The organism is Pseudogracilibacillus amylolyticus (SeqCode) (assembly GCF_051918545.1).
Lineage (GTDB): Bacteria > Bacillota > Bacilli > Bacillales > Amphibacillaceae > Pseudogracilibacillus.
Genome location: NZ_JBPPZG010000011.1, coordinates 3013 through 28098, shown reverse-complemented (window position 1 = coordinate 28098; position 25086 = coordinate 3013). Strand labels below are relative to the sequence as shown.

General features: G+C 34.2%; 27 protein-coding genes and 1 riboswitch. Of the genes, 1 reads left to right on the top strand and 26 read right to left on the bottom strand.

Features of this window, described 5'->3' with window-relative positions; all coding sequences use genetic code 11:
• Position 1: 1 nt before the first annotated feature.
• From ACPYKA_RS02480 to ACPYKA_RS02410, 15 genes are all read right to left on the bottom strand, one after another.
• The gene (locus tag ACPYKA_RS02480) at positions 2–1552 is read right to left on the bottom strand and encodes a RecQ family ATP-dependent DNA helicase (protein ID WP_479540839.1); all 1551 of its coding nucleotides are present in this window, start codon (positions 1550–1552) and stop codon (positions 2–4) included.
• On the bottom strand, positions 1536–2609 hold the full coding sequence (locus ACPYKA_RS02475; RefSeq protein WP_479540838.1) for a YpbB family protein: 1074 nt from the start codon (positions 2607–2609) through the stop codon (positions 1536–1538). The genes ACPYKA_RS02480 and ACPYKA_RS02475 overlap by 17 nt, the downstream gene beginning before the upstream one ends.
• A 147-nt stretch (positions 2610–2756) precedes the next feature.
• Positions 2757–3272 (bottom strand): ECF transporter S component, encoded by a 516-nt coding sequence (locus ACPYKA_RS02470; RefSeq protein ID WP_479540837.1) that lies wholly within the window; start codon positions 3270–3272, stop codon positions 2757–2759.
• Positions 3273–3276: 4 nt separating this feature from the next.
• A complete protein-coding gene (locus tag ACPYKA_RS02465) occupies positions 3277–3705 on the bottom strand; it encodes a DUF4430 domain-containing protein (RefSeq protein ID WP_479540836.1) in 429 nt (142 codons plus the stop codon).
• Positions 3706–4238: 533 nt separating this feature from the next.
• Positions 4239–4427: riboswitch (cobalamin riboswitch) on the bottom strand.
• A gap of 9 nt (positions 4428–4436) precedes the next feature.
• Positions 4437–6197: an ATP-binding protein gene (locus ACPYKA_RS02460; RefSeq protein WP_479540835.1), complete on the bottom strand. Its 1761-nt coding sequence runs from the start codon at positions 6195–6197 to the stop codon at positions 4437–4439.
• A complete protein-coding gene (locus ACPYKA_RS02455) occupies positions 6197–6913 on the bottom strand; it encodes a response regulator transcription factor (RefSeq protein ID WP_479540834.1) in 717 nt (238 codons plus the stop codon). Before ACPYKA_RS02455 ends, ACPYKA_RS02460 begins: the two co-directional genes overlap by 1 nt.
• A 77-nt stretch (positions 6914–6990) precedes the next feature.
• On the bottom strand, positions 6991–8226 hold the full coding sequence (ccsA, locus tag ACPYKA_RS02450; protein ID WP_479540833.1) for a cytochrome c biogenesis protein CcsA: 1236 nt from the start codon (positions 8224–8226) through the stop codon (positions 6991–6993).
• A gap of 11 nt (positions 8227–8237) precedes the next feature.
• On the bottom strand, positions 8238–9881 hold the full coding sequence (resB, locus tag ACPYKA_RS02445; RefSeq protein WP_479540832.1) for a cytochrome c biogenesis protein ResB: 1644 nt from the start codon (positions 9879–9881) through the stop codon (positions 8238–8240).
• A gap of 30 nt (positions 9882–9911) precedes the next feature.
• The gene (gene resA / locus ACPYKA_RS02440; RefSeq protein ID WP_479540831.1) at positions 9912–10478 is read right to left on the bottom strand and encodes a thiol-disulfide oxidoreductase ResA; all 567 of its coding nucleotides are present in this window, start codon (positions 10476–10478) and stop codon (positions 9912–9914) included.
• Positions 10479–10529: 51 nt separating this feature from the next.
• Positions 10530–11270, bottom strand: coding sequence for a pseudouridine synthase (locus ACPYKA_RS02435; RefSeq protein ID WP_479540830.1), 741 nt, complete (start codon positions 11268–11270; stop codon positions 10530–10532).
• A gap of 213 nt (positions 11271–11483) precedes the next feature.
• Positions 11484–12014 (bottom strand): spore maturation protein, encoded by a 531-nt coding sequence (locus ACPYKA_RS02430; protein WP_479540829.1) that lies wholly within the window; start codon positions 12012–12014, stop codon positions 11484–11486.
• Complete coding sequence (locus ACPYKA_RS02425) at positions 12014–12604, bottom strand: nucleoside recognition domain-containing protein (RefSeq protein WP_479540828.1); 591 nt, start codon at positions 12602–12604, stop codon at positions 12014–12016. Before ACPYKA_RS02425 ends, ACPYKA_RS02430 begins: the two co-directional genes overlap by 1 nt.
• Positions 12597–13712, bottom strand: a complete 1116-nt coding sequence (locus ACPYKA_RS02420; protein ID WP_479540827.1) for a D-alanyl-D-alanine carboxypeptidase family protein — start codon at positions 13710–13712, stop codon at positions 12597–12599. The genes ACPYKA_RS02425 and ACPYKA_RS02420 overlap by 8 nt, the downstream gene beginning before the upstream one ends.
• Positions 13713–14355: 643 nt before the next feature.
• Positions 14356–14922, bottom strand: a complete 567-nt coding sequence (scpB, locus tag ACPYKA_RS02415) for an SMC-Scp complex subunit ScpB (protein ID WP_479540826.1) — start codon at positions 14920–14922, stop codon at positions 14356–14358.
• Position 14923: 1 nt separating this feature from the next.
• Positions 14924–15658, bottom strand: coding sequence for a segregation/condensation protein A (locus ACPYKA_RS02410; protein WP_479540825.1), 735 nt, complete (start codon positions 15656–15658; stop codon positions 14924–14926).
• 141 nt (positions 15659–15799) lie between these two features.
• Here ACPYKA_RS02410 and ACPYKA_RS02405 point away from each other — a divergent pair, with 141 nt between their 5' ends.
• A complete protein-coding gene (locus ACPYKA_RS02405; RefSeq protein ID WP_479540824.1) occupies positions 15800–15904 on the top strand; it encodes a YjcZ family sporulation protein in 105 nt (34 codons plus the stop codon).
• A gap of 317 nt (positions 15905–16221) precedes the next feature.
• Here ACPYKA_RS02405 and ACPYKA_RS02400 read toward each other — a convergent pair whose 3' ends face one another.
• The 11 genes from ACPYKA_RS02400 to ACPYKA_RS02350 all read right to left on the bottom strand — a co-directional run bounded on the left by ACPYKA_RS02400 (position 16222) and on the right by ACPYKA_RS02350 (position 24628).
• Positions 16222–16596: a GNAT family N-acetyltransferase gene (locus ACPYKA_RS02400; RefSeq protein WP_479540823.1), complete on the bottom strand. Its 375-nt coding sequence runs from the start codon at positions 16594–16596 to the stop codon at positions 16222–16224.
• A 153-nt stretch (positions 16597–16749) separates the two neighbouring features.
• Complete coding sequence (locus ACPYKA_RS02395; RefSeq protein ID WP_479540822.1) at positions 16750–17109, bottom strand: hypothetical protein; 360 nt, start codon at positions 17107–17109, stop codon at positions 16750–16752.
• A 102-nt stretch (positions 17110–17211) separates the two neighbouring features.
• Entirely contained in the window at positions 17212–17643 is a 432-nt protein-coding gene (locus ACPYKA_RS02390; RefSeq protein ID WP_479540821.1) for a peptidylprolyl isomerase, read from the bottom strand.
• A gap of 109 nt (positions 17644–17752) precedes the next feature.
• Positions 17753–19060, bottom strand: a complete 1308-nt coding sequence (lysA, locus tag ACPYKA_RS02385) for a diaminopimelate decarboxylase (protein WP_479540820.1) — start codon at positions 19058–19060, stop codon at positions 17753–17755.
• Between the two features lie 94 nt (positions 19061–19154).
• Entirely contained in the window at positions 19155–20627 is a 1473-nt protein-coding gene (locus ACPYKA_RS02380) for a spore germination protein (RefSeq protein ID WP_479540819.1), read from the bottom strand.
• A gap of 19 nt (positions 20628–20646) precedes the next feature.
• Complete coding sequence (locus tag ACPYKA_RS02375) at positions 20647–21018, bottom strand: stage V sporulation protein AB (protein ID WP_479540818.1); 372 nt, start codon at positions 21016–21018, stop codon at positions 20647–20649.
• Between the two features lie 37 nt (positions 21019–21055).
• Positions 21056–21676, bottom strand: coding sequence for a stage V sporulation protein AA (locus ACPYKA_RS02370; RefSeq protein ID WP_479540817.1), 621 nt, complete (start codon positions 21674–21676; stop codon positions 21056–21058).
• Positions 21677–21784: 108 nt separating this feature from the next.
• Positions 21785–22540 (bottom strand): RNA polymerase sporulation sigma factor SigF, encoded by a 756-nt coding sequence (gene sigF, locus ACPYKA_RS02365; protein ID WP_479540816.1) that lies wholly within the window; start codon positions 22538–22540, stop codon positions 21785–21787.
• A 13-nt stretch (positions 22541–22553) separates the two neighbouring features.
• Entirely contained in the window at positions 22554–22997 is a 444-nt protein-coding gene (gene spoIIAB, locus ACPYKA_RS02360; protein ID WP_479540815.1) for an anti-sigma F factor, read from the bottom strand.
• On the bottom strand, positions 22994–23347 hold the full coding sequence (gene spoIIAA / locus ACPYKA_RS02355) for an anti-sigma F factor antagonist (protein ID WP_336259990.1): 354 nt from the start codon (positions 23345–23347) through the stop codon (positions 22994–22996). The genes spoIIAB and spoIIAA overlap by 4 nt, the downstream gene beginning before the upstream one ends.
• A gap of 102 nt (positions 23348–23449) precedes the next feature.
• The gene (locus tag ACPYKA_RS02350; RefSeq protein ID WP_479540814.1) at positions 23450–24628 is read right to left on the bottom strand and encodes a D-alanyl-D-alanine carboxypeptidase family protein; all 1179 of its coding nucleotides are present in this window, start codon (positions 24626–24628) and stop codon (positions 23450–23452) included.
• Positions 24629–25086: the final 458 nt, after the last annotated feature.

The following is a 25086-nucleotide window of genomic DNA, read 5'->3' as shown; positions in this document are numbered from 1 at the left end:
ATCATTCCCCTATTAATAATAAATCTGCCAATTGATGTTGCCAAGATGAAGTATTTATTTTTTCCTTTTTGATCGGATGAAGTGATTTTTCCCATTCTTCAAATGAAAAACCACAATTACTACAACATTGCGTATCTTTTTTAGGAACTTTATGTTGAAAACTCTTATATAATTCGTTTCGGAGACAATCTTTCGAATTCACCCAATTAATCAGCTCATCCAAACGTTCATATTTTAAATTTCTTCTTATTGTACAAAACCGATTAATCTTTTGAAATATTTCCTGCCAATGTTTTTTATCAAACTGAATTATATTCCCTTTCATCATACCATGTGATTCAAATTGATAGTGTAAAAATCTCCATTTTGTGATTGGTAGTTGAAATATTTCTTCTAGCTTATCATCACTAGTGGGTATGGTCGTCTTCCCTTTTTGATACAATAAATAAAGCTGATTCATTACAAAAGCTATTTCTTTCTTTGTGGGCAGTTCATTTTCAATGATTTGTAACGGAACATGGATATCCCCTTCCTTATATAACAGGATACTAAGACTTTCTTTTCCATCTCTTCCAGCTCTCCCAATCTCTTGAATATAGGATTCGATTTGTGTCGGTAGATGATAGTGAATGACAAGCCGTATATTTTTTTTATTAATTCCCATTCCAAATGCACTTGTACAACAAATGACATCTAATTGTTCATTCATAAATTGTTGTTGAATTTTTAGACGATCATTGTTTTCCATACCTCCATGGTAATAAGCAATTTTTTTATCAGGGATTCTTTGCGACAGTATCGACGCTATTTTTTCAGTTAATTTTCTGCTTGAAAAATAAACAATAGTAGGTTGTTGATAAGTTGAAATAAGTGAACTTAAATAGTTTAGCTTATCATCTTCGGATCCATTTACACGATAAAGCAACAAAGAAATATTTTCCCTGTCCATTGGATAAATATGACGTTTCATCGCTTGACGATCCAAGTTGATTATAATATCCTGTTGTACTTCTGGAGTTGCTGTACCTGTTAGTGCTAAAATAGGTGGGTTTCCGAGATCTTTTATTACATTGGTTAATCGTAAAAAGTCTGGTCTAAAATCGTAACCCCATTGAGAAATACAATGAGCCTCATCAATTACAACTAAACTCACTTCAATTTTTTGTAACGTTCGAATAAACTCTTCCTGTTGCAGAAGCTCTGGTGAAACATAAATAAGTTTATAATGGGATAATCGGGATAAAATCTTTCTACGTTCTTCTTTATTTTGAAAACTGTGTATCGCTACAACTTCTTTATAGTAATAAGATTTAACTTGCCTTACTTGATCAATCATTAAAGAAATAAGCGGTGAGACAACAATAGTTACCCCTGGAAGCATGATTGCAGGTAACTGATAACAAAGTGATTTCCCAGAACCTGTTCTTAAAATTCCTAAAACATCATTTCCTTTTAAAATATCCGTAATAATCTCCTTTTGGCCCTCTTGAAAATTGTCATGCTTAAAAATTTCTCGCAAATAAGTATGTAAATCTTTATCGTATTGACTCATCGATTACACTTCCACTATTAAAATTATTTATTTGTGTTAAGACAAGACGAATTTGAAAATAACTAATATTTTCATTCACAGCTTCTTTTATGTCTTTTAATTTATAGGAATTTATACGTCTGATTGCTTGAATAATTTCTTGTTGATCGACCTTAGAAATATATGGAATTAAAGAAAAATTTTGATCGGATAACGCAATTTCAACAACATGATCATAAATAGTGTTTATTTTCAAATTACGGATTTGAGCAATTTCTTCTATTGTATATTGTTGCTCCAACAAATTGCGAGTTCTATCTGCTGATTGCGTTAGGAGTATTTGTGAAAATAAATCTTTGCCGATTGAATAAAGATATGGATATTTCTGTTGTTGCTTTATAATTGTCGCTAACATCAAATGAATAACATTTGTAGTGATAAGGTGAATATCTTCTTCATTCATTTGTAGTTTCTTAGCGGTTTGATTTGCCGTAAGACCAACGATATGATAACTAGTAATTTGATCCAAAAATACAGATGGTTGGTTAAACGGAAGTTGTTTCAATATAGACGTAAGCTCATCATGTAATCTTTTTAAATAGTTATCAATATCTTCTTTAACATGTTGATAATACATTTTTACCCAATTTTCGATATCTATATTTTCGATAATAGGTATGTAAGTAAAATTTCGCTTTTTGCTATTTGTTAATACTTGAATTAATAATAACAGCCTGCAAAAGAAAGTTTGATCAAACTGTCGAAAACGAAAACCGGACAAATATGCCAGGTTATTTGCGGATCCTGCAAATCTTTTTTTCCCTTTGTCTGTTATGTAATAAAAGTTAGTATTTGTTGAGGGTTGAAGTAGCTTTTGTTCCACAAGTTTGTTTACAAACACAAAAAAACGACGTTTAGTAAGATTCTTATAAACACCATAATATTCAGTTAGCCCAAATAACTGAGCATCTTGAATCGTTTGAATAGATTGTTTTCCTTGCAGTAAATAATATACTGCTGAAATTGAACGCTCTTTTTGCATTTTATTTTGACAAGTTAATAATACATGTTGAAACAATAACTAAGCACCCCTTTTCTAATTCAATTCTACTATAAGAATGGCGAATCCGAAATAAATAACTTCTTTATAATAAAAAAATCCCAAATAAGGACTTTATAAGCAAAATCCATTATTCGGGTTTATCATTTTTTTATTTATTATTCATTAAAGTTGTTGTTGAATACAAAAGCGATCATTTGCATATTTTCTCAAAAGATGAGTTATTATCGGATATAATAAGATAATAAAAACTGCATTTCCAATTGCATGATACGTATCAAACGGTAATCCTAAAATATAATATGGCCAAAACTTCCCTGTTACCTGGTAAGTCGTTAGTGAAATAATAAATCCATAGAAGTAGCCACTAATTATTCCAATAAATACGATAACGACGGTATGTATTTTTTTAAATACCTTTCCAAGTAATCCGCAAATAATACCAATTAATCCCCAAGTGACAATTTGCCATACTGTCCAGATTCCCATTCCTAACAGCATATTCGAAAGGAACGTTACAATTAACGACAATAATAGAGCCGAAACAGGACCAAGTAATATTCCACAGATAATAATTAGTGCTGTGACTGGTTGAACATTTGGTATAAATGCTAGAGCAGCACGACCCACTATGCCAAGTGCAGCAAAAATAGCTAACAAGGTTAATTTATACGTATTCAAACTATTATTCCCATGCTTGTAAATCGAAAACGATTTTGTCCCCAGCTTCTAATTCATATTCTGCTGCACCAACCATTGCCATTTCATCATTCACAAAATACATCCATGCTTTCTCTTCTCCTTCTTCTGGAGCAACCCCGTCAATGGAAGTAATAAATCCATTATCTTCTTCAATATCATAATTTTCTTTCATAACATCCATTAAGATATCATTTTCTTCAATTGCTATTTCTTTTTCTGACAGTACTTCTTCCCCTTCATCTTTCGAAATCGTTACTGTAATAACTTCCTCTTGTACTTCTGTTGTTTCCGATGTCCCTGGTGTTTCTTCTTTTGCTTCGTCTTGGGTAGGTGTTGCTGTATCATTAGAACATCCAACAACCAATACCAGTGCTGAGAAAATAGTAAATAAAGATAACATCCATTTTTTCATCATTTCATTCTCCTTATCATAAAAAGCATTGTAAATTTTGTTATCTACTTTGTAGTAGATGTAAACTATGCAGTAAATTTGGATAGGAATTGACCTGCCGCTACGGAAATACATTACGCTTTCCGCAGGCGGCTGATGAGCTTTCTTGTGCTGCGCACTGCGTTGTCTCACCTAGGCCTTTCCTCCTGCAGGACTCCGTGTATTTCCTCCGCTGGTGCAGTGATGATAAATGTTCTATACCGGGGTATTCACCCATCTAGTTGATTGTAGTGAAGGGCAGTCGACTCCTGCGGGAAAAGCACGTGTCTGAAGACTCAGAAGCAGTGGGTTTCTGCTTCGGAGGCTGAAGCCGTGCCCGCGGAAAGCGTACTGTCCGTAGCGAAAATCAACGGCGATTTAACTGCACAATTTACAGAATTTGTGACAAGAGCTATCGTTTGAAAACAGCTTCTGAAAAATAAAAAATGCAAACACCAAGAGGGTTTGCATGTAAATAATGAATATAGATTGATGCCTTACCCCCGAAGCGTCAATGAAATTTGAAGAGTTTGGCAGGTCTACTGACTTGTAATTCATCCTACTTTAGGCACCTTCCCGTACAAGTACAGTGGTTTCACGCCTAGTTCGTCATTACTTACAGTTGCGAGGACAGTTCTAGATTTTCACTAGATTCCCATTTAAGTATACAAATATGTATACACACCAAAGTCTCCTATTCAATTTTATCATTATTACTGTGGAATTTTAAAACTAAACGTTGTACCTTCATTCACCTTACTTTTAACTGAAATGATTCCTTTATGCGCAGATACAATATGTTTGGCAATTGCAAGTCCTAGTCCAGTACCTTTTTTCTTGTCATTACGTGTTCTTGATTTATCTGCTTTATAAAACCTTTCAAATATAAATGAAAGATCTTCTTCAGGAATTCCAGAACCATTATCTTCAACTTCAACATAAAAATGTTGATCTTGAGAACGTACGAGGATATGTACATATCCTCCCGACTTCGTATGGCCGAGTGCATTGTCAATTAGGTTGGTACAAACTTGCTCAATTCGATCTTGGTCAATTGTAATCATATTCTTTTCGATCTCTTTTGTCAAACGTAATTCTATATTATATTCTTCCGCCATACCAATAAACTTTTTGTAGATTCGACTAGTAAACTGTTCAGCGTCGATGGTTTCTAAATTTAATTCCATATGTCCCGCTTCCATCCGACCAATATCTAACAACTCATTTACGAGCCGTCCCATCCGAAGCGATTCTTCATGAATTATTTTAGCTAACTCATTTTTTTCTTCCGTTGACTCAGCGATATCATCAACGATTGCCTCACTATATCCTTGCAACAGTGCAATTGGTGTGCGAAGTTCGTGAGAAACATTCGAAATAAAGTCTTTTCTCAATTTATCAATTTGACGTTCTTCTGTCATATCCCTTATTACTGCCACTGCACCACGAATATACGATTTATCATAGAGAGGAGTCATGATCATTACCCAATCTCGCCCTTGGAGATTCAACTCCTGTAAAACTTCTTTTTCTTCTTTAATTACCTTTTGTAAAATTGATTTAACCTCGTGTGGAAGCTGATTTTCAGATTCATCCGTCGTTAAAACATTATTTTCAAAATTCCAATCCTCGATAAATTTTTTGGCAGGTGGATTAATAACAATAATTCTTCCTTCCCTTGTTAACGTGATTACTCCATCAGCCATAGAATTTACAATACTTGAAAGTTGCTCTTTCTCATGCCTTAAAGCGTCAATATGAAAGTTCAACTGTTTTCCCATTCGGTTGAAAGCAATCGCCAGTTCACCTATCTCATCATGAGTTACAACAGGAACTTTCGTATTAAACTGACCTTTAGCCAAATCAATAGCGGCTTCTCTCATTCGAATGAGCGGAGCGGTAATTCTTGTTGAAAGGAAAAATGCAAAAATTGTCGTCAATACAATTGCAATTGCAGCGGCGACAAAAATAATTTTAGTCGTTTCAGCTTTTGTTTGATTAATAACGTCCAATGATTGAAAAACAAATATAGTTCCGCCCTTTTTTTCGATCGGTATACCGATGACCATAATTTCAGCTTCATCTTCTAAAATAGTCATTTTCTCGTTATATGCCCGATGTTCCTCTACTACTTGCTTTAAATCAGGATTATTCTCAGGGGAAATCGCATCCAAATTTAACAAATGTTCGTTCGTTGTATTTGACGCCCAGATTTCTCCATCTTCAAAATAAATTATCACTCTACTCGTTGGATCCTTTACACTTTCCACCATTTCTCGGATCAAAGACTTTTCGTCATGTTCTTCTACTACCATCGAAATTTTTGATGCTGATTGAACTAGTGCTTTTTCCGCTTCCTGTACGTGAAATCCTTCAAAAAATTCTAACAATAAAATGGTGAGGATAAATAATACAAAAGAAACTAGCAATAAAATAGTTATTGCTAGTTTACCTACTACACTACGCCAAAACATTATTTATTCTCAACCTCTAATTTATAGCCGATACCCCATACTGTAACAATCATTTTGGCGGCTTCTTTCGAAACATTGGTTAGTTTCTCACGCAATCGCTTTACATGTGTATCGACAGTTCTTAAATCGCCAAAAAATTCATATTGCCAGACTTCTTTTAAAAGATCTTCACGTTTGTATACTTTATCAGGTGATTGGGCCAAGAAAACGAGTAACTCGTACTCTTTTGGTGTAAGCTGTATTTCCTGATCATTGGAAGTCACTCTGTATGCATCAAGATCAATAGTTAAATGTGGAAAAACGATTAAATTATTAGAAGAACTAGATCCATCTTGAAGGTTTGAACTACTCGTCCTACGTAAAACTGCTTTCACGCGTAATACTACTTCTCTTGGACTAAATGGTTTAACAATATAATCATCTGCACCCACTTCAAACCCTTGTACACGATTTGATTCTTCTCCTTTTGCAGTTAACATAATTACAGGAGTCATCTTTTCTTTTCTTAATTCTTTACAAACTTCAATACCATCCATTTCAGGCATCATTATATCTAAAAGGATGACATCATAATTATTTTCAAGTGCTAGATCTAACGCTTCTTTACCATTTTCAGCTTCTTCAACAATAAAATTATCTCGTTCTAAATACATGCGAATTAATCTTCTAATTCTTTCTTCATCATCAACTACTAACACTGTTTTATTATCATCCATTAAGAAGAAACCTCCTCTATTACTATCTACCTCTAGTATAAACGAATATAGCTTAAATGTATAAATTTTAGTTACTGCTATGCATAAGAATGTAATCCTGCAAGCACTAAGTTAACTACAATAATATTGAACATAATAATGGCGAATCCTATGACCGCAAGCCAAGCAGATTTCTCTCCGTGCCATCCACGCGACAGGCGTAAATGCAAGAAAGCGGCATAAAAGAACCATGTAATTAACGCCCATACTTCTTTAGGATCCCATCCCCAGAATCTGTCCCAAGCAATTTGCGCCCATATTGCAGCGAAGATAAGCCCTCCTAACGTGAACAGCGGAAACCCGATCGCCACCGAACGGTACATTATTTCATCAACGAGGTTAGGTCTCACATTTTTCAAAAATGGTTGAACCCAAGCCCCAATTCTTTTTCGAATGACAAGACGAATTAAACCATAAATAATTGTACCGGCTAAAATAGACCAAATGACTGTATTTAATTTAGTTGCCGCGTCCTTTCCTTTCATCCATTCTGGAATATGGATAATAGGTTTCATCTTATCCTCTGTTAGCATAACACCGTGTTTAGGTCCTACGATTGCAGGTTTGTTATACACTGCAATTTCTTCAGGTTTTATATTGACACGAGTTTCATCCTTGAACTTTTCGTAATTCGGTTCCTCATACTCAATTTCAGCTTGATAGTCCAAAAAGTTAAAAGTTACTGATGAAACAACGAAACCAAGCATTAAAATTAATGCAAACAATATGAACTCTAGTCCAAATGTTTTCATACTAAAAACGGATTGATCAATAGTTTTAATTAAATAAATTAATCCCGCTACAAAGCTAACTGCTAAAACTCCCTGCGAAAGAGATACCGTAATAACATGAATAAACAACCAATGACTCTGTAAAGACGGTACTAATGGTGAGATTTCAGTTGGGAACATACTTGCATATGCAATGATTAACATTGCTATTGGGAGTGCAAACAAACCCAAAACACTTAGCCTATAAATAAAATAAATGATAATAAATGCTAGAACTAAACTCATTCCTAAAAATGTTACAAACTCAAACATATTACTAACAGGAGCGTGTCCTCCTGCCGCCCAACGTGTAAAAAAGTAAACAAGTTGGGCGATAAAACCAATTATCGTCAATGTAATTGCGATCGTTCCAGCGATTCCTTTTTTTGACATATCCGCTGTTCTTTTATCTTTAATTGTTGCACCAAAGAACACAGTGGCAATTAAATAAACAATAAAAGCAGTATAAAGTGCAGTACTGCTAATACTTGTTAAATCACTCATAAATAAACCTCCTAGGCCTCTTTTTCTTCTTCTTGGTCAATGACCATTTGAATATTCGTTCCAGCAATTGCTTTTTCAATATCTTTTTTCAGACCGAACCAGTTTTTATTTGTATGTGCGGCAAGTAATATACCTTCATCTTGTGGATTAATCCATATTCTACGATGTTGCCAGTACATTCCTTGGATTACCCCAATCATAAAAATAGCTGCTCCTAGAATAAAAAACGGTAATGTATAATCTTGACGAACAGTGATCCCACTAGCATAGCGCATTTCAAAATCTACGATGCCTAATTTATATTTATTTTCGCCAGTAGCATCGATGTTTTTACCTATTCCTACGAAACTAATTTCTCCTTTATCTTCATCTGGAGGGATGACATTAAAAACAAATGCTGGATTTCTTGGAAACTTAGAAACTGAACGTGGCTCCCCATCTTCCAAAACATAATCCGGATAGTATTGACTAACCTCGACCTTTATACCGTTTTCAAGTTCATAAGTCTGCTCAGGCGATGTTAAATCAACTGTTATTTCACCTAGAGAATTCTGGTCTTCATCTGCTGTTTCATACAGTTTAAATTTCATTTTTGAAAATTCATTTTCCTGGAAACCAGACTGGTATAATGTATAACCATCTATTTTTAATGGAGCGTTTAGTTGGATGGAGCTTTCTGTAACTTTCTCTAACTCCGGTTCTTTTCCAACAACAGTTTCACCAACCGTTTTATAGATTATTAAATCTGTTTGATAATTTTTATGTACTTGTTCCCCCATTCTTTCCATTGCATCTTTAAAACGTTCATCATCTTCCTCATATACTTCTAATAAAAAACGTTTATTTTCAATGTAATATTCATTATTCGTTCCTGGAATGACTTTTTGTTCTCCTTCTCTTACCCAAACATATTCATCTAAATAAAAAAATGGAGTCATTCGTAGAATAGCTGCAATAAGAATGATAATCAATCCAATATGGTTAACATAAGGACCCCAACGAGAAAATCTATTTTTTTCAGCTAATATATTTCCATCCTTATTCACAATATTATAACGTTGTTTTTTTAGACTGCTTACCAATGTTTCCTTCTCTTCTTCTGACACAACAGCTGTTTTACTGAAAAGTCGTTGTCTGCTTAAAAATGAATTATGCCGTTTTGGTTGCTGTATTTTTAATGCTCGATACAACGGGACAAAGCGATCAATACTACAGATAACTAGTGATATTCCAATCAGAGCAATTAAAATTATATACCACCAGGAACTGTATAATTCATGAAATCCAAGTTGATAATAAATTTTTCCGATAAGTCCATACCAATCTTCATAAAAAACAGCCGGATCACGGTTCTCAGCTTCAGGCGGAATAAACTGTTCTTGAGGAAAGATTGTTCCAAATCCCGAGGCTATTAGCGCTATAACGATGAGCATTACTCCCACTTTCACAGATGAGAAAAAATTCCATATCTTATCGACAATTGTCCGATTATATGTTTGTGATCTTCTTGCTGTTCCATCATAGCGCATATTAAGAAGCTTCGTTTTATCATTTCCATCTATATGTTGGTTTCCTTCAATCGGTTTACCACATGACTCACAAAGAATGGTGCCCTCAGGGTTCACGTGTCCGCATTCACACTTAAGCTTGTCCATCTAAATCCCTCACTATTAGAATATCAAATACTATGGTTGTACTTCTTTAAAGTGCTCTTCTAACGTATCAAGTGTTAAGGCACCTGCAACCTTCTCTACAATTTCACCTTCTGGATTAATAAAAAACGTACTAGGTATAGGACCTACACTGTATAAATCCATTACTTCGCTTTTTGTATCGTGAACAACTGGAAAAGTTAAATCGTATTTATCGATAAATTGGTGTATTACTAGCTCACTTGCATCAAGGTTAACTGTAACAATTTCTACATCCTCTTTATATTTTGGATACAATTCCTCCATATAAGGCATTTCAGCTTCACATGGTTTGCAATATGTTGCCCAAAAATTCAGCATTACACCTTTACCTTCTAAATCACTTAGGCGAATTTTTTCCAATTCATTATTCTTATTTATCTGAACTAACTCAAAATCAGGCGCTTTATCCCCGACTTGATAAACTTCCTTATCTTTATTTAGATTCGTTACTAATGCAAACACGACAGCCGCAAGTAATATGGCTAATATAATCGTTCTAAAAATAAAACGTTTTTTCATCTTGTTCTGTTTGTTTTTTCGTGCTTCATCTAGAACCATGTTGATCACTCCCAAAACACATTATAACATTTATTAGATTGTAATATTTGTCTATTGTTTAACATTTTTAGTAGCTAGTGTTGTTAATTGATGAATTTCTTGCTTCGTTAAAGGGCGATATTTACCAGGCTGTAGCTGATGTACAGTGATTGGACCGTATTTTTCTCTTTTTAATTTTAAAACAGGATGTCCAATTTGCTCCATCATTCTTCTAATATGTCTGTTTTTCCCTTCATGTAATACTATCTCTAAAACCATTGTTTGTTTTCTTTTATCAACGGAAATAACTTTATAATTAACAGCCTTTAATAAATCGTCTTTATCTTTCACACCTTTTACTAATTGATTTAATGACTCTTTCTTTGGTATACCCTTAATTTTAGCTATATACACTTTCTCAATTTCATGTTTGGGATGCATTAAAAGATTAGCAAAATCACCATCATTGGTTAGTAATAAGACACCAGACGTATTATAATCCAAACGACCGATCGGAAAAATACGCTCAGGAATGCTTTCCATTAAATCAATAACCGTCTCTCTATCTTTATCATCCTTAACTGATGTAATATAACCTCTAGGTTTATATAAAACATAATAAACGAGTTTTTCTTTTTCTAGGGGGATTTCATCGACGGTAATCTCATCTTTTTGAGAAACTTTTGTACCTAATTTTGTAATCACCTTGTTATTCACTTTAACTCTTCCATCTAGTATTAAATCTTCTGCTTTTCTTCGTGATGTTAGCCCACTCTGTGCAATCACTTTTTGTAGCCTTTCAAAATTTGTCATGATATCACCATATTTTTCCTTTAGTATGTATTATGTATATATTGAGGAAATTCAAACATATATTTAGCTCTGTTAAGCCTTAATTTATAATAGCACCTTAAAAGGTGGAAGAAAAGTGAAAGAAACCAGCCACTCTAGGAAGAACAGTGTTTAACTTTGAAAACATGTAAATAATTTAGCGAACAACAAAAAAAGCGTTAAAACTAATTAACGCTAGCCAAACACTAGTTTAACAATTATGATAGAAGCGGAAATACCGACTATATCAGCCAGCAGACCAACCTTTAATGCATATCGCATCTTTTGGATACCTACTGCTCCAAAGTATATGGTTAAAATATAAAGCGTTGTATCTGTACTTCCTTGCATCGTTGCTGCAAGTCGTCCTATAAATGAATCTGGTCCGTAATGTTGAGTTAACTCCGTTGTCATTCCTAAAGCCGCCGTGCCTGAGATTGGCCGAATAAGTGCAAGTGGAAGTATCTCAGGTGGTATACCAAACCAAACTAAAAGCGGTGTAATTAGTTCTATAAAAGCCTCTAATGCTCCAGAACTTCTAAGTATCGAAATAGAAACAATCATTCCTAGAAGGAAAGGAAGTAAGGAAAAGGCCATTTGTATTCCTTCTTTTCCTCCTTCGACAAATAACTCATATGAAGGTAATTTTTTATATGTAGCAACGAGCAACACGATTAAAATAAAACAAGGAATAATATAAGCACTAATTATCGTTAGATAACCCATCACGATCCCTCTTTATCTTTAGAAGTATGATAAAAAAGTCGATCTAATAGAATGGCAGACACTGTAGCAATAAGGGAAACTATAATTGTCGTACCTACAATTTCGGTCGGTGCCGAGGAATTATATTGCATCCGAATAGCAATTACAGTAGTCGGTATCAATGTTAAACCTGATGTATTTAGGGCTAAGAAAGTAATCATTGACCTGGATGCAACTGGCGAATCGCTTAACTTTTTCATTTCTTCCATCGCTTTTAGCCCCATTGGAGTTGCTGCATTACCAAGGCCAAACATATTGGCAGTTATGTTTGAAACAATATATCCAATTGCTGGATGATCTTTCGGTATTTCTGGGAAAAGCCTATAAATTATCGGTCTAAAAATTTTCGCCAAAATAGTTAATATCCCAGCTTCTTGAGCAATTTTCATGATCCCTAACCAGAAGACTAAAATACTTATTAACCCGATTGATAGAGTCACAGCTTCGCTTGCACTTTCGAATAAAGCTTTATTTACATTTTCTATTGTCCCATTAAACAAAGCATACACGATACCAATAATAGCCATTAACGCCCAAATTAAATTAACCATCGGAATCAAACCTTATTAGATTGTTAAAAGCATGTAGAATTTGTTCCCAAAATGATTCCTTATTAGAAGCGGTGTAATAAACAGGTACTTCTAATATATTTTCATCATTTATAGAATAAATGATTGTCCCCATTTTACTATCAGACGATGCTGATTCACTTGATAATTGTTTAATGAAAGCTTTTTTTCTTAGTTCTGTATGTTCGTCTTTACGAAGAGGGTAAAGTATATCTTCTTTGATTAAACCTGTTAGGAATGTTTCTTCTGATACAAATGTTCTCTTCCCTTTGCTTTCTAATTTCACTAATTTATGTTCATTAAAGCCATATTCAAATAAGGCAGTATGGTCGTTCCAATCATCGGGTCCATTTAATGTAACAGCAATCAATGACAATTTCTTATCTGACGCAGTTGTTACAAGTGTCCGCCCTGCTTTTTTAGTATATCCAGTTTTTCCTCCAGTACAGTGTTCGTAATATTGTGTTAGTAATTTGTTTTTATTTTTCCATTTATATGTCCGATTGTCTGAAAGAAAATCTTCTGTTCCAGAAATTTTTTTAAATGTTTCGTTTTCCATTGCATATTTCATTAAAATTGCAATATCGTAAGCGGAGGAATAATGACCATCTTCATCTAGTCCATGGGGGTTTTTAAAGTTTGTGTTTGTCATACCTAAATACTTAGCTTTTTCATTCATTAGAAAGGCGAAACCTTCTTCACTTCCCCCAATATGTTCGGCAATCGCAACCGCAGCATCATTTCCTGATCTAAGCATAAGGCCGTATAGTAAATCTTCTAGAGACATTTTTTCGTTTTTTTGTAAATAAATCGATGAACCTTCTGTATGTATCGCATTATTACTAGCTTTCACCTTTTCTTTTAAATCGCCTTGTTCGATAGCAATAATGGCAGTCATCACTTTTGTAATACTTGCGACGGGTTTTCTTTCATGTGCTTGTTTTTCAAATAAAATCCTACCAGTAGTTTCTTCAATCAAGACAGCATTATTTGCTGAAACAGAAATATCTTCCATAGATTGTCCATTTGTTGGGAATAAAAAAAGTAATATAAATAATAGAATAGTAGCACGAACAATAAATAGGCGCATAAAATTCCTCCTATCCAGTGGATATAGTTTATTTTATGCGCCAAGCCAAGACATATGATTATTTCTTAAAGCTCGTTTCGTATTTTTAGTTGCCCTTCTTATTAACAGTTGAGGGAAACTGTTGAGTAGTGAAAATTTGTAAACCTAGTTGGTAAACCGTTGATTTCCAGTGTGGAAATAAAAACGAAGCTACAAAGCAAAATACCGCTATGGAAATACATTCCGCTTTCCGCGGGCGGCTGTTGAGCCTTCCTTGTGCTACGCACTGCGTTGTCTCACCTAGGCCTGTCCTCCCACAGGAGTCTCCGTGCATTTCCTCCGCTGGGATAGATTTATTAGACAAAAGTCAATTATTTAATTTGAGAATTCATACTAGCGTAGGCAGAATACGTAGACTCCTGTGGGAAAAGCACGAGTCCGAAGACCCCGCAGCGGTGGTCTTTCCGCGAGGAGGCTGAGGCCGTGCCCACGGAAAGCGAAGTATTCTGCCGAAGCGGTATTTCACCGATAAATTGAGTGAAAAGTGTGTCAAGTTTTTTCCGTAGCGGAGGACAATTACTATCCAACTTTACTCAACAGTTTATGGTAATAGCGGATTAACAATTATGTTTTAAATTAACTTTTTTATATAATCCATCATTTCTTACCGGTTAAAAAATAAGTCTGCTTCTTGTTCGATGGTACTGTTGTCAATATCATCCGGTAAAGGAGGAAGATCATCGATCGAAGAAAGTCCGAAATAAGTTAAAAATTCTTTCGTAGTCCCGAAAAGTTTGGGACGACCTATACCTTCTTTCCTTCCCACACATTCAACTAGGGATCTAGCAAGTAGTGTTTGCACTGCATAATCACTATTTACTCCTCTAATTTCTTCAATTTCTACCCTTGTAATTGGTTGATTATAAGCAATTATCGCTAATGTTTCTAATACTGCTTGCGACATTCTAGTAGAACGTGGACTTTGCAGGAGTTTCTTATAATATTCATTATGTTCTGGTTTCGTCGTTAAATGAAAAACTTCATTTGATTGGATAATTGTTATCCCGCGGTTTTCATGTTCATAATCAAATTTTAATTCTTCTATTAAATGTTGTACTGTTTCTTCAGCAACTTCTATAACTTTCGCAATTTGTTTAATCGTAATTCCTTCATCTCCACTTGCAAAAAGTAATCCTTCCGTAATTCCTTTATATTTTATTTCTTTAACCACTTTATGCCTCCAATCTGCTAATAATAATAGGCTGAAAGTGTTTTTCTTGTTTACACTGTATCTGACGATTTTTGAGCAATTGTAATATAGCTAAAAAAGTTGTTACCATATGAGTTCTGTTTGGAAATGGGAATAGTTGATCAAACTGTATAGGTTCATTGGTTTGTTTTATTTTTAATAAAATTTGATCCATACGTTCTTCAATTGATATTTCCATTCTGCTTACTTTTGTATCCAATGGGGCATACCAATGCTTACGTTCAAAAACCTTGTTTAATGCCTTCAACAAATCATAGATGGAAACATCTCCTTTTTCATTTGTTTCATTATTGATAAGATCTTTATCAAACTGAAACGGTGAACGAGTATAAAGTTGATTTTCTTCTAATTCCTTTTCTTGTAGATCTTCAGCCGCTTGTTTATATTTTTTATATTCGATTAATCTATTTATTAATTCCTCTCTAGGATCTTCTTCATACTCGTCATCTGAAATTACTTCTTTCTTAGGTAATAACATTGCACTTTTAATTTCAAGCAGGGTAGCCGCCATCACTAAATATTCACTTGCGATATTTAACTCAATTTTCTGCATTGCATTTACATAGTCCATATATTGTTCCGTAATTTCTGCAACCGGTATATCGTAAATATCAATTTCAAGTTCGTTTACTAAATGCAATAATAAGTCTAGAGGACCTTCAAACGCATCTAATTTAACCTCATAAGTACCGTTCATTGGTTTCATCCTCTTTCCTTTTCATATGTATAATTACAATTATAAAACATTTTAGCATATATGCCCATACATCGAGACTCTTATCCTCATACGTTATTACTGTAAGATTAAAAAACCCAAATTTTTAAAGGAGGAGTAATAATGGGTCACTGTGAAGGCGGTTATGGCCGTGGCTACGGTTGGGGATTTGCGTTAATCGTTGTATTGTTTATTCTTCTCATCATTGTTGGTGCAGCTTGGTTATAAAATAACTATCTTCAGTAAGGGAAAAACCTCCCTTACTGAAGATTCACCAATTATTCATAAAGCTTTTACCTAAGCCTTAATCAACAAAGTTTTAGAAAACTTGGCTTATCGCCAAGCCTTGGCGAAAGCCCTAGTTACACTTACGAATGATTGACGTGCTAGTGACTTACGCCTGAGACAAATCTTTACGGTGGGACGAACGAAAGTGCAGTCCCAGGACGCCTGAGCTTTTAGCCAGTAAGCAGTAGGAAAGTTTTATACTTTCTTATCTGCGAAAAAAACCAGCCTTCATTGGCTGGTTAACATTTATTATCAATTCATTCCTCGGCATCCTCATTCGATTTGCTTGCACATTTTTGAAAAAACTGCTGTGTTAAATCATTCGCGCAAACGTCATATTTATCACCATATAATGATTGAATTTCATCAATCATTTTTTTACCAATGCCAATATTACGATAAGATGGATTGACTGAGATATGTTGGATAACCACATTTAATTCATCCTCAATAGTTAAACCGATCGCTCCAACTACATCATCATCTTCTCTCCATAAATATAGATGCCAGTTTGAGTTTGTTTCATATTCCTTCATCGTTTGCTGTAAATGTTTTACATCTTTCTCTACTGGCATGAAAGAAAGCAATCCCATCGCAATTTTTTCATGGTTTTTTTTATAGCGAATTAACATAAGAACCCCTCATTAACTTAAGTTTATATAAATCAATTTGTTCTTTCCATTATATATTTCTCTGTAATTTTTGTGAATTATATTACATAAAATAAACAATCTATGTGAAAATTAACGATCTGTTTTCCTAAAATTACACTTAGACAGTTCGATTTATTTTCGAAACAGTATTTTATATATAGTATACCCATCGGATTCCTTTTGTCCAATCTTTAATGGCAATATATTAATAAATACAAGCCATACATTAAACAAAAAAAAGATATATAAAACACTGGACGGAATAAAAGCATGATAGATCATATAAAGTATTCCTGCAAGAATCCCGCTAAATCCCGGACCTAAAATGGAAATGATCATTTTTTCTTGCTTATTAAATGGGTCATCACGAAAAGTGGAAGTTAAACTATTAATTATAAATAACCTTCTAATTACAATTTGAATGCCTTTAATAGAACCTTCGAAGACTATTTTTCCAGTCCCAATTGTTATGTTAATCTTGGATGCATGCATTAATTTAGCTCCAACAGCATGCCCAATTTCATGTAATAGTAAACTAACTGGCGCTATAAAAAATAATAATAATAAAAAGGTAAATAGATCCAAAAACATTGCTTACGAATTAACAGTTATTTCTTCGATAACATCTCCATTTTGCATACTTTTAGCATGCTCAACGCCACTTGTCACTTGGCCAAATACTGTGTGAACACCGTCTAAATGAGGTTGGGATTCATGAACAATAAAAAATTGGCAACTTCCCGTATCTTTTCCAGCATGCGCCATCGATAAAGCTCCTTCCACATGTTTATGTGGGTTTCCTTCGGTTTCACACTTAATTGTATATCCTGCATTTCCTGTCCCCGTTCCATTAGGACATCCTCCTTGGCTCACAAAACCAGGTATTACACGGTGAAAGGTTAATCCATTATAAAAACCTTCATTTGCTAGCTTTTCAAAGTTTTCCACCGTTTTAGGTGCTGCATCCTCGTATAGTTCAAATTCAATTTTATTGCCATTATTCATTAAAATATGTCCTGTTTTCATTGCTTGGTCTCCTTTTCATTCTTTCGACGAATATATACATAAATAAATTTCTTTGAAACACTATTTTACACTACATCTTTTGATTCTTCCATAAAAGTCTGTGAAATATTTATAGATACGGTAAATCATTTTTAATAATATCGTTAACCGTTTCTCGTTTTACAACCAATTTTGACTGTCCATTTTCCACAAACACCACTGCTGGTTTTCGGAATCCATTATAGTTACTTGCCATGGAGTACCCATAGGCCCCAGTCGAAAAAACTGCTAAAATATCATTCTGATCAATTTCCGGTACTTTTAAATCCCAAATTAACATATCACCAGATTCGCAACATTTCCCTGAAATCGAAACTTCTTTTGTCGCTAATTTATTTGCTTTATTTGCAATGACCGCTTCGTATTTCGCTCCATATAAAGCAGGGCGGATATTATCTGCCATTCCACCATCAACGGAAACATAATTTCTTACATTTGGAATCTCTTTCATTGATCCAACTGTATATAAAGAAATACCGGCATTGCCTACAATTGAACGCCCTGGTTCAATCCAAATTTCAGGCATAGGAATATCTAATGTTTCCACTTTACTTTTCACTGAATTTACAATTTCTGTCACATATTCTTCATGTGGGAGGGGATCATCTTCTTGAGTATATCGTATCCCGAATCCACCGCCAAAATTCATTATTTCAGGTGTAAAGCCATATTCCTTATTAAATGTTTCTATCAGTTTAAAAAGTAAATCAACTGCTAAAGTAAAACTTCTCGTGTTAAATATTTGTGATCCTATGTGTGAATGTAATCCTTTTAACTTAATTGTTGGATGGTTAAAAAGTCGTTCAAAAGCACGCTTTGCTTGACCGTTTTGCAAATTAAAACCGAATTTGGAATCTTCATTCCCCGTCATTATATATTGATGCGTTTCCGATTCAATTCCAGGTGTCACACGAATCAAGACATCTATCTCTTTTTCATATTTTTCCAACAATTCTTCCAACAGTTCAATCTCATAAAAATTGTCAATGATAATACAACCTATATTATTCTCGATTGCCATTGTTAACTCGGCTCTACTTTTGTTATTACCATGAAAATGAATTCTCTCAACCGGGAAGTTCGCTTTAAGTGCAGTGTATAATTCTCCCTCTGAAACAACATCTAAACTTAACCCTTCTTCTGCTATTACTTGCATAATCGCAATAGAAGAAAATGCTTTACTGGCATACGTTACTTGTGCCTTTACATTTAATTTTTTAAATCTGTTCACAAATGTACGGCAGTTCTCTCTAATTTTTTCGACATCATAAACATAAAGAGGCGTGCCGTAATCATTTGCAAGATCAACCGTATCTAACTGTCCAATTTCTAAATGCCCTTTTTCATTTACTGAAAAAGCATGATTTTGAAGTATCATCTACATCCTCCGCAACATTGTTCTATTACTGTATTTACTAATAAGATAAAAATAATGTATCATATTGACAACGAAAACAAAAGAATATTCACTTTTATTTACCTTGTCTTATTCTATCTTTTGGATGAACAATACTCGGACGATTATGAATGAAAGGGATTGGTACTCTTAAAATAAATCTGATAAGCGCTGGCAAATTAAACGGTATCAACGGCCAGAAATACGGTGTTTTCAATGCTTTTAAATTAACCAAAAATAAAATTACTAAAGTAGATCCGATTAAGAATCCATTTAATCCGAAAAAAACTGTCATCAAAATTAAAAATAAAGATACCATTTTATTGGCAACACTTAATTCATAACTTGGCGTCACATAAGATCCGATTGTACTGATGGCAACATATAAAATAACTTCTGGACTAAATAATCCAACATTTATGGCAATATCTCCAATCAATACCGCTGCAATTAATCCAAGCGCTGTTGCGAGTGGAGTCGGCGTATGTACCGCAGCCATTCGTAGAAACTCTACCCCCACAACAGCTAATAAGATTTGAATTGTGATCGGAATATTCCCTTGCTCTTTAGGGCCAATAAATGACAATGCCTTCGGTAGTAAACTTGGCTCTAAAACGAATAATAACCAAAATGGTAGTAAAAACAATGAACCGATAACCGCAAGTATCCGTACCCACCTAGTAAAGGTTCCAATAGCGGGGGTTTGTCTATACTCTTCAGCATGTTCTAAATGATCAAAAAAAGTAGTAGGTAAAATAATTACACTAGGTGATGTATCAACGGTTAATACAATGTATCCTGAAAGAATATGGTGCCCGGCAACATCTGGTCGCTCTGTATAACGGACTACCGGAAACGGATTCCAACTATATTCTACAAATAACTCTGTTAATGCCTGATCCGCCATAACCAAATTATCAATATCGATGTCTTGGATTTTTTCTTTAACCAGTTTAACAAAATCATCATTCGCTACATCAATTAAATAACTTAAGCAAATATCCGTTTTTGACCGTTTACCTACTCTTAGCATTTCGTTACGTAATCGTTTGTCTCGAATTCTTCTCCGAATCAGACCAGTGTTTTCGACCACATTTTCTGTAAATCCATCTCGTGCCCCTCGGATAACACGTTCTGTATCAGGTTCCTCCGGTTGCCTTCCAGGATATTTCCGAATATCAACAATAAATGCGTCTCTTTCCCCATCGACAAAAATCACAAATAACCCTGATAACAATTGATCCGTTACTTCATCTATTTTATTTACTTGTTCAACTTGTTGATTGACGATTCTATTCTTTATAATGTCATATACTTTATCATTTTCTTTTTCATCATCATTTACTTCTACAAGTTGCCTTAAAATATGGACGATAGTCATATCATCAACAAGACCATTAACATAATATAGCTGAACCCGTCGATCCAAAATAATTATTTCACGGAAACTAACATCATAAGAAATATTTGCTCCCACTTCATATTTCATATATTTTTCATTAATTTTCAGTTCCTTAGAAACGTAATTCATTTTTTTTACGTCACTCATTGATTTGACACCAACCTTATTATCTCATTAAAACTAACCATTGAAACATGGAGCCGCTAATCTTACCTAAAACAATCGCAAATAGTAAAATAACCATATATTTTTCAAGACCTAACCGCTTAGAGAGCAGTGGAAAAACATTTAAAATTTCAACAAGTGCTGCTGCAAGCATTCCGTTAAAGACACCATGGATTGCTCCCCAAAATAGTAATATTAATACAGGTTGTTCCCACGTTATTTGTGTAAATGATAAATATGTACCAAACAAAGTTCCAAGTATAATCGTGCCTCCATATACATGAACTAAGCGAATAGTTCTTGAAATCTGTATTAAGCGTGGAATGACGCCCAAAACTGTTAGAATCGCAACAAACGCTCCACCGACTACCACACCACTTGAAAAGCCGATAATTATTTCGAGAAATTTACTAATAACGATCTTCCTTGTTTAATTCGTTTTCATGAAATGCAATATAATTATCAAGATCTTTTTGATAATTGAAAATTTCTACCTCAAGGGGACTCGGCTCTTCATTAAAGCGTTTTTTAAACCATTTATTTAAGAATAAAATCATCCCTACCCCTAATCCTATAGAGTACGGAATTTGAATCCATAAAGGAGATTGTTTCTTTTCCCCAGTAAATAAATAATGTATTTTTTGTTGTACTTCTTGCATACTGACATCATAGTGAAAGTTAATAATCGTCATAGCGGTTCCCACAAATAATACGATCCAAACAAATGAAATTAAAATAACTGAAGGTCGTGATTTTTCTTCCGTTACATGTACAATTGTTTCGTTTAATCCTAACAATTGAAATTCTAGATCAGGAAATAACTGATTTAAATGTTTGATAATAATAAAGCTATCAATAATTACATAGTCATTATCTTTTTCTGTTATTTGATAAATGGGTATATTTTCTAGCTGTTCTTTACGAGGACTAGTAGTTGTAATGAAAGCGACATCTTTTAATGTAAGTTTTGTAGAGGGGTTAGTCGTAATTCTTTTCTTTAGTCGAATATAAATAATATTTGTCACCGTCATACAAACAACTCCTTTCTACCTGAACTCTCTAGGCTATATGTAGTATGTGTCAGTTGACTCTTCATATACAAAAAACCTTCATTCTTAAACGAACGAAGGTTTAAAAAATTACCTATTCATTTTTTCTTTCATTTCTTCTAAAATTTTCTTTTCTAATCTGGATACTTGTACTTGTGATATTCCTAAGCGTTTTGCTACTTGCGACTGTGTTTTATCTTTATAATACCGTAAATAAACGATTAATCTTTCCCTTTCCGTTAAGCTTCTAATCGCTTCTTCAAGGGTTAGTTTATCAAACCATTGTTTATCATCATCTGCAATTTGATCTAATAAAGTGATTGGTTCTCCACCATTTTCATAAACTGTTTCATGAATCGAATGGGGATATTTTATTGCATCTTGTGCTTGCGCTACTTCCTCCGGGGTAATATCCAAAGCTTCAGCAACTTCTTGAACGGTTGGAGAGCGATTAAGTTGTTTTGTAAGTTCTTCCTTTGCAATTCTGATTTTATTTCCTAGTTCTTTTATCGAACGACTAACTTTAATTGTACCATCATCGCGAATAAATCGTTGAATTTCTCCGATGATCATTGGTACAGCATACGTGGAAAAACGGACTTCGTAAGATAAATCAAATTTATCGATCGATTTAATTAATCCGATACTACCGATTTGAAAGAGATCTTCTGGATCATAACCTCTATTTAAAAATCGTTGTACTACAGACCAAACTAAACGAACGTTTTTCTCAACTAATAAATCTCTTGCTTGTTTGTCCCCTTCTTGACTTTTCAGAATCAACTCTCTTACTTGTTCATTTGATAACATTTCTTTGTCATTATTGTGTTTCACATTTACATTCATTGTATTCACCTAATTAATGACAAACTGTTTTCGTTTTAGTTAATTGCTTTTTCATAATGACTGTTGTTCCATGTCCTTTTTCGGAGACTATTTCCAAAGAGTCCATAAAGCTTTCCATAATTGTAAAGCCCATACCGGATCGTTCTAAATGTGGTTTTGAAGTATATAAAGGTTCTTTTACTTCATAAATATTTTCAATTCCGACACCTTCATCCATAATAATAATTTCAAGTTCATTTTCATTTTGAATAGTACATTTTATTTTCACATGACGATCGGACTCATTGTTATACCCATGTATAATTGCATTGGTTACTGCTTCAGATACAACGGTTTTAATTTCAGTTAATTCATCCATCGTTGGATCTAACTGTGTAACAAATGCACCCACTGTCGCTCTTGCAAATGCTTCATTTTTACTGACACTTAAAAAGGTTAACTCCATTTCATTTTTCACGATGCCACCCCCAAAGAATCTAGTGCATATTGCTCATTCTCGGCTAAACGAATAATTTTTAACAAACCGGACATTTCAAATATACGTTTTATAGATGGATTAATAGAACATACGACCAACTCACCACCTAATTGGACAATTTCTTTGTAGCGTCCAAGTAAAACACCAATTCCAGAACTATCCATAAACGTAACATCTTTTAAATTCAATATGACATGTTTGACATCTTCCTGATTCAATTTTTTTTGCCAAGCTTCTCTTAATTTGACCGCTTCATGATGATCTAGTTCTCCACTTAAACGAACAACTAATACATTTTCCTTTACTGTAAAGCTTGATGTTAAACTCACTTGTTTTTCAGCCTCCTCAAATGGTTCATAATTCAATTGTTCGCTATCGCAAAACTAAATTCCTTCATTTTGACAAAACTATTAAAATTTCTATATATTTATCTACATTCCGTTATATTTTGCTATATTTTTCATCGATCGTTTCCATAGATCAAAATAGCTTGCTAATTCAACATTTTCTTCAACAATCAAAGGGGATTCAACTACCGTTTCATTTTCCTTTTTAACAATTAAAGTTCCAACTTGTTCTCCGATTCCGATTGGAGGGGAGATATTTTCATTCATTTTTACTTCGGTTGTAAATGGAGCATCTTTTTCACCTTTTTTGTGTAACATACTAATCTGTTCACTTGTTTTTACATCATATTTGAGTTTTTTTGACTGAATATGACGTAAACTAGCGACTTTTTCACCTTGATCAAACAGCTTTTCCGACTCGTAGTGATTAAAAGCATAATCAATTAAATTCATTGTCACTGCATTTCTACTTTTAGCTGTATCTGCTCCCATTACTACTGCAACGACTCTCATATCTTCTTTCTTTGCAGTAGCTGTTAAACAAAACTTTGCCTCACTAGTATAACCGGTTTTTAACCCATCCACGTATGGATAAAATCGAACTAATTTATTTGTATTAACGAGCCAAAATTCATTTTCTTCTCCTTTACGTAAATAGTCTTCGTAAATGGATGTATACTTTACAATATCTTCATATTTTAATAACTCTTTTGCAATTATTGCCATATCATATGCTGTCGAATAGTGATCTGCAGCGGGTAGTCCAGATGAATTTTGAAATTTTGTATTTTCGAGATTTAATTCTTTAACTTTTTCATTCATCAAATCAACAAATGCTTCTTCTGTTCCTGCAATTCGTTCAGCAAGTGCGACACTTGCATCATTTCCAGAAGCAATCGCTACAGCTTTAATCAAGTCTTCTACTGACATTTGCTCTCCTTCTGCCAAAAACACTTGAGATCCACCCATGGAGGAAGCTCGTTCACTTACTGTCACCATTTCATCGAGTGATAGTTTCTCTTGTTTAATTGCTTCCATAACTAATAGCATGGTCATTATTTTGGTCATGCTTGCAGGGGGTAATTTTTCGTGAACATTTTTTTCATACAGTATTGTGCCTGAGTCCCTGTCTAAAAGGATTGAAGCTTTTGCATCTTCCGATAAATCTAATTCATTTTGTTTTTTTTCCTCTCCAAATATAGGATTAGCCAAGAAAAAAGACATAAAAATAGCCATCCCGATGATATATGTATATCTTTTCATCTGTTTCCCTCCATCTTTTCATATAAACATAGGATGACCATTTTTTACCTTATTTATAACTGTTAATCAGAATAAATATAGTTTTCTTGTTTTTCTAATTTATAGTTGAAGAATATTGTGTGGTAATGAAAATTTAAACCCTAGTCGTAGTACCGTTGATTTCCGCCTCCGGGCAGTACGCGCATCCTAAGGCACGGCGGTCTGCCTCTGAAGCAGAAACCCACTGCTTCTGAGTCTTCCGACGTACAGGATGTGACTTTAGCAGACGAAGACATGAGGCCGTGGCGTTCTTAGTTTGCGTTCCCTTTGTGCTTTTCCCACGACGCACAGGACGTGCTAGTGTCGGCATTGGTCACAGGACGTGACCGCTTTTAGCCGACCAGGAGTCGACTGCCCTCCGGCTCCAATCAACCATTGAGATAGTAGTAACAAACTGTGCAGAGTTGTTTACCAAGCAC

Coding starts and splice junctions, on each gene's coding strand:
- ACPYKA_RS02400 (WP_479540823.1), bottom strand. CDS start 16,596: ATGTTAATTCGCTATAAAAAAAACCATGAAAAAATTGCGATGGGATTG.
- ACPYKA_RS02380 (WP_479540819.1), bottom strand. CDS start 20,627: ATGAGTGACGTAAAAAAAATGAATTACGTTTCTAAGGAACTGAAAATT.
- ACPYKA_RS02460 (WP_479540835.1), bottom strand. CDS start 6,197: ATGTTTTGGCGTAGTGTAGTAGGTAAACTAGCAATAACTATTTTATTG.
- resA (WP_479540831.1), bottom strand. CDS start 10,478: ATGGTTCTAGATGAAGCACGAAAAAACAAACAGAACAAGATGAAAAAA.
- ACPYKA_RS02395 (WP_479540822.1), bottom strand. CDS start 17,109: ATGCATGCATCCAAGATTAACATAACAATTGGGACTGGAAAAATAGTC.
- ACPYKA_RS02480 (WP_479540839.1), bottom strand. CDS start 1,552: ATGAGTCAATACGATAAAGATTTACATACTTATTTGCGAGAAATTTTT.
- sigF (WP_479540816.1), bottom strand. CDS start 22,540: ATGAATGTAAATGTGAAACACAATAATGACAAAGAAATGTTATCAAAT.
- ACPYKA_RS02350 (WP_479540814.1), bottom strand. CDS start 24,628: ATGAAAAGATATACATATATCATCGGGATGGCTATTTTTATGTCTTTT.
- ACPYKA_RS02410 (WP_479540825.1), bottom strand. CDS start 15,658: ATGAACGGTACTTATGAGGTTAAATTAGATGCGTTTGAAGGTCCTCTA.
- ACPYKA_RS02430 (WP_479540829.1), bottom strand. CDS start 12,014: ATGGGTTATCTAACGATAATTAGTGCTTATATTATTCCTTGTTTTATT.
- ACPYKA_RS02390 (WP_479540821.1), bottom strand. CDS start 17,643: ATGAAAACAGGACATATTTTAATGAATAATGGCAATAAAATTGAATTT.
- ccsA (WP_479540833.1), bottom strand. CDS start 8,226: ATGAGTGATTTAACAAGTATTAGCAGTACTGCACTTTATACTGCTTTT.
- ACPYKA_RS02455 (WP_479540834.1), bottom strand. CDS start 6,913: ATGGATGATAATAAAACAGTGTTAGTAGTTGATGATGAAGAAAGAATT.
- resB (WP_479540832.1), bottom strand. CDS start 9,881: ATGGACAAGCTTAAGTGTGAATGCGGACACGTGAACCCTGAGGGCACC.
- ACPYKA_RS02370 (WP_479540817.1), bottom strand. CDS start 21,676: ATGACGGTGACAAATATTATTTATATTCGACTAAAGAAAAGAATTACG.
- ACPYKA_RS02435 (WP_479540830.1), bottom strand. CDS start 11,270: ATGACAAATTTTGAAAGGCTACAAAAAGTGATTGCACAGAGTGGGCTA.
- lysA (WP_479540820.1), bottom strand. CDS start 19,060: ATGATACTTCAAAATCATGCTTTTTCAGTAAATGAAAAAGGGCATTTA.
- ACPYKA_RS02420 (WP_479540827.1), bottom strand. CDS start 13,712: ATGCGCCTATTTATTGTTCGTGCTACTATTCTATTATTTATATTACTT.
- ACPYKA_RS02425 (WP_479540828.1), bottom strand. CDS start 12,604: ATGGTTAATTTAATTTGGGCGTTAATGGCTATTATTGGTATCGTGTAT.
- ACPYKA_RS02405 (WP_479540824.1), top strand. CDS start 15,800: ATGGGTCACTGTGAAGGCGGTTATGGCCGTGGCTACGGTTGGGGATTT.
- ACPYKA_RS02465 (WP_479540836.1), bottom strand. CDS start 3,705: ATGAAAAAATGGATGTTATCTTTATTTACTATTTTCTCAGCACTGGTA.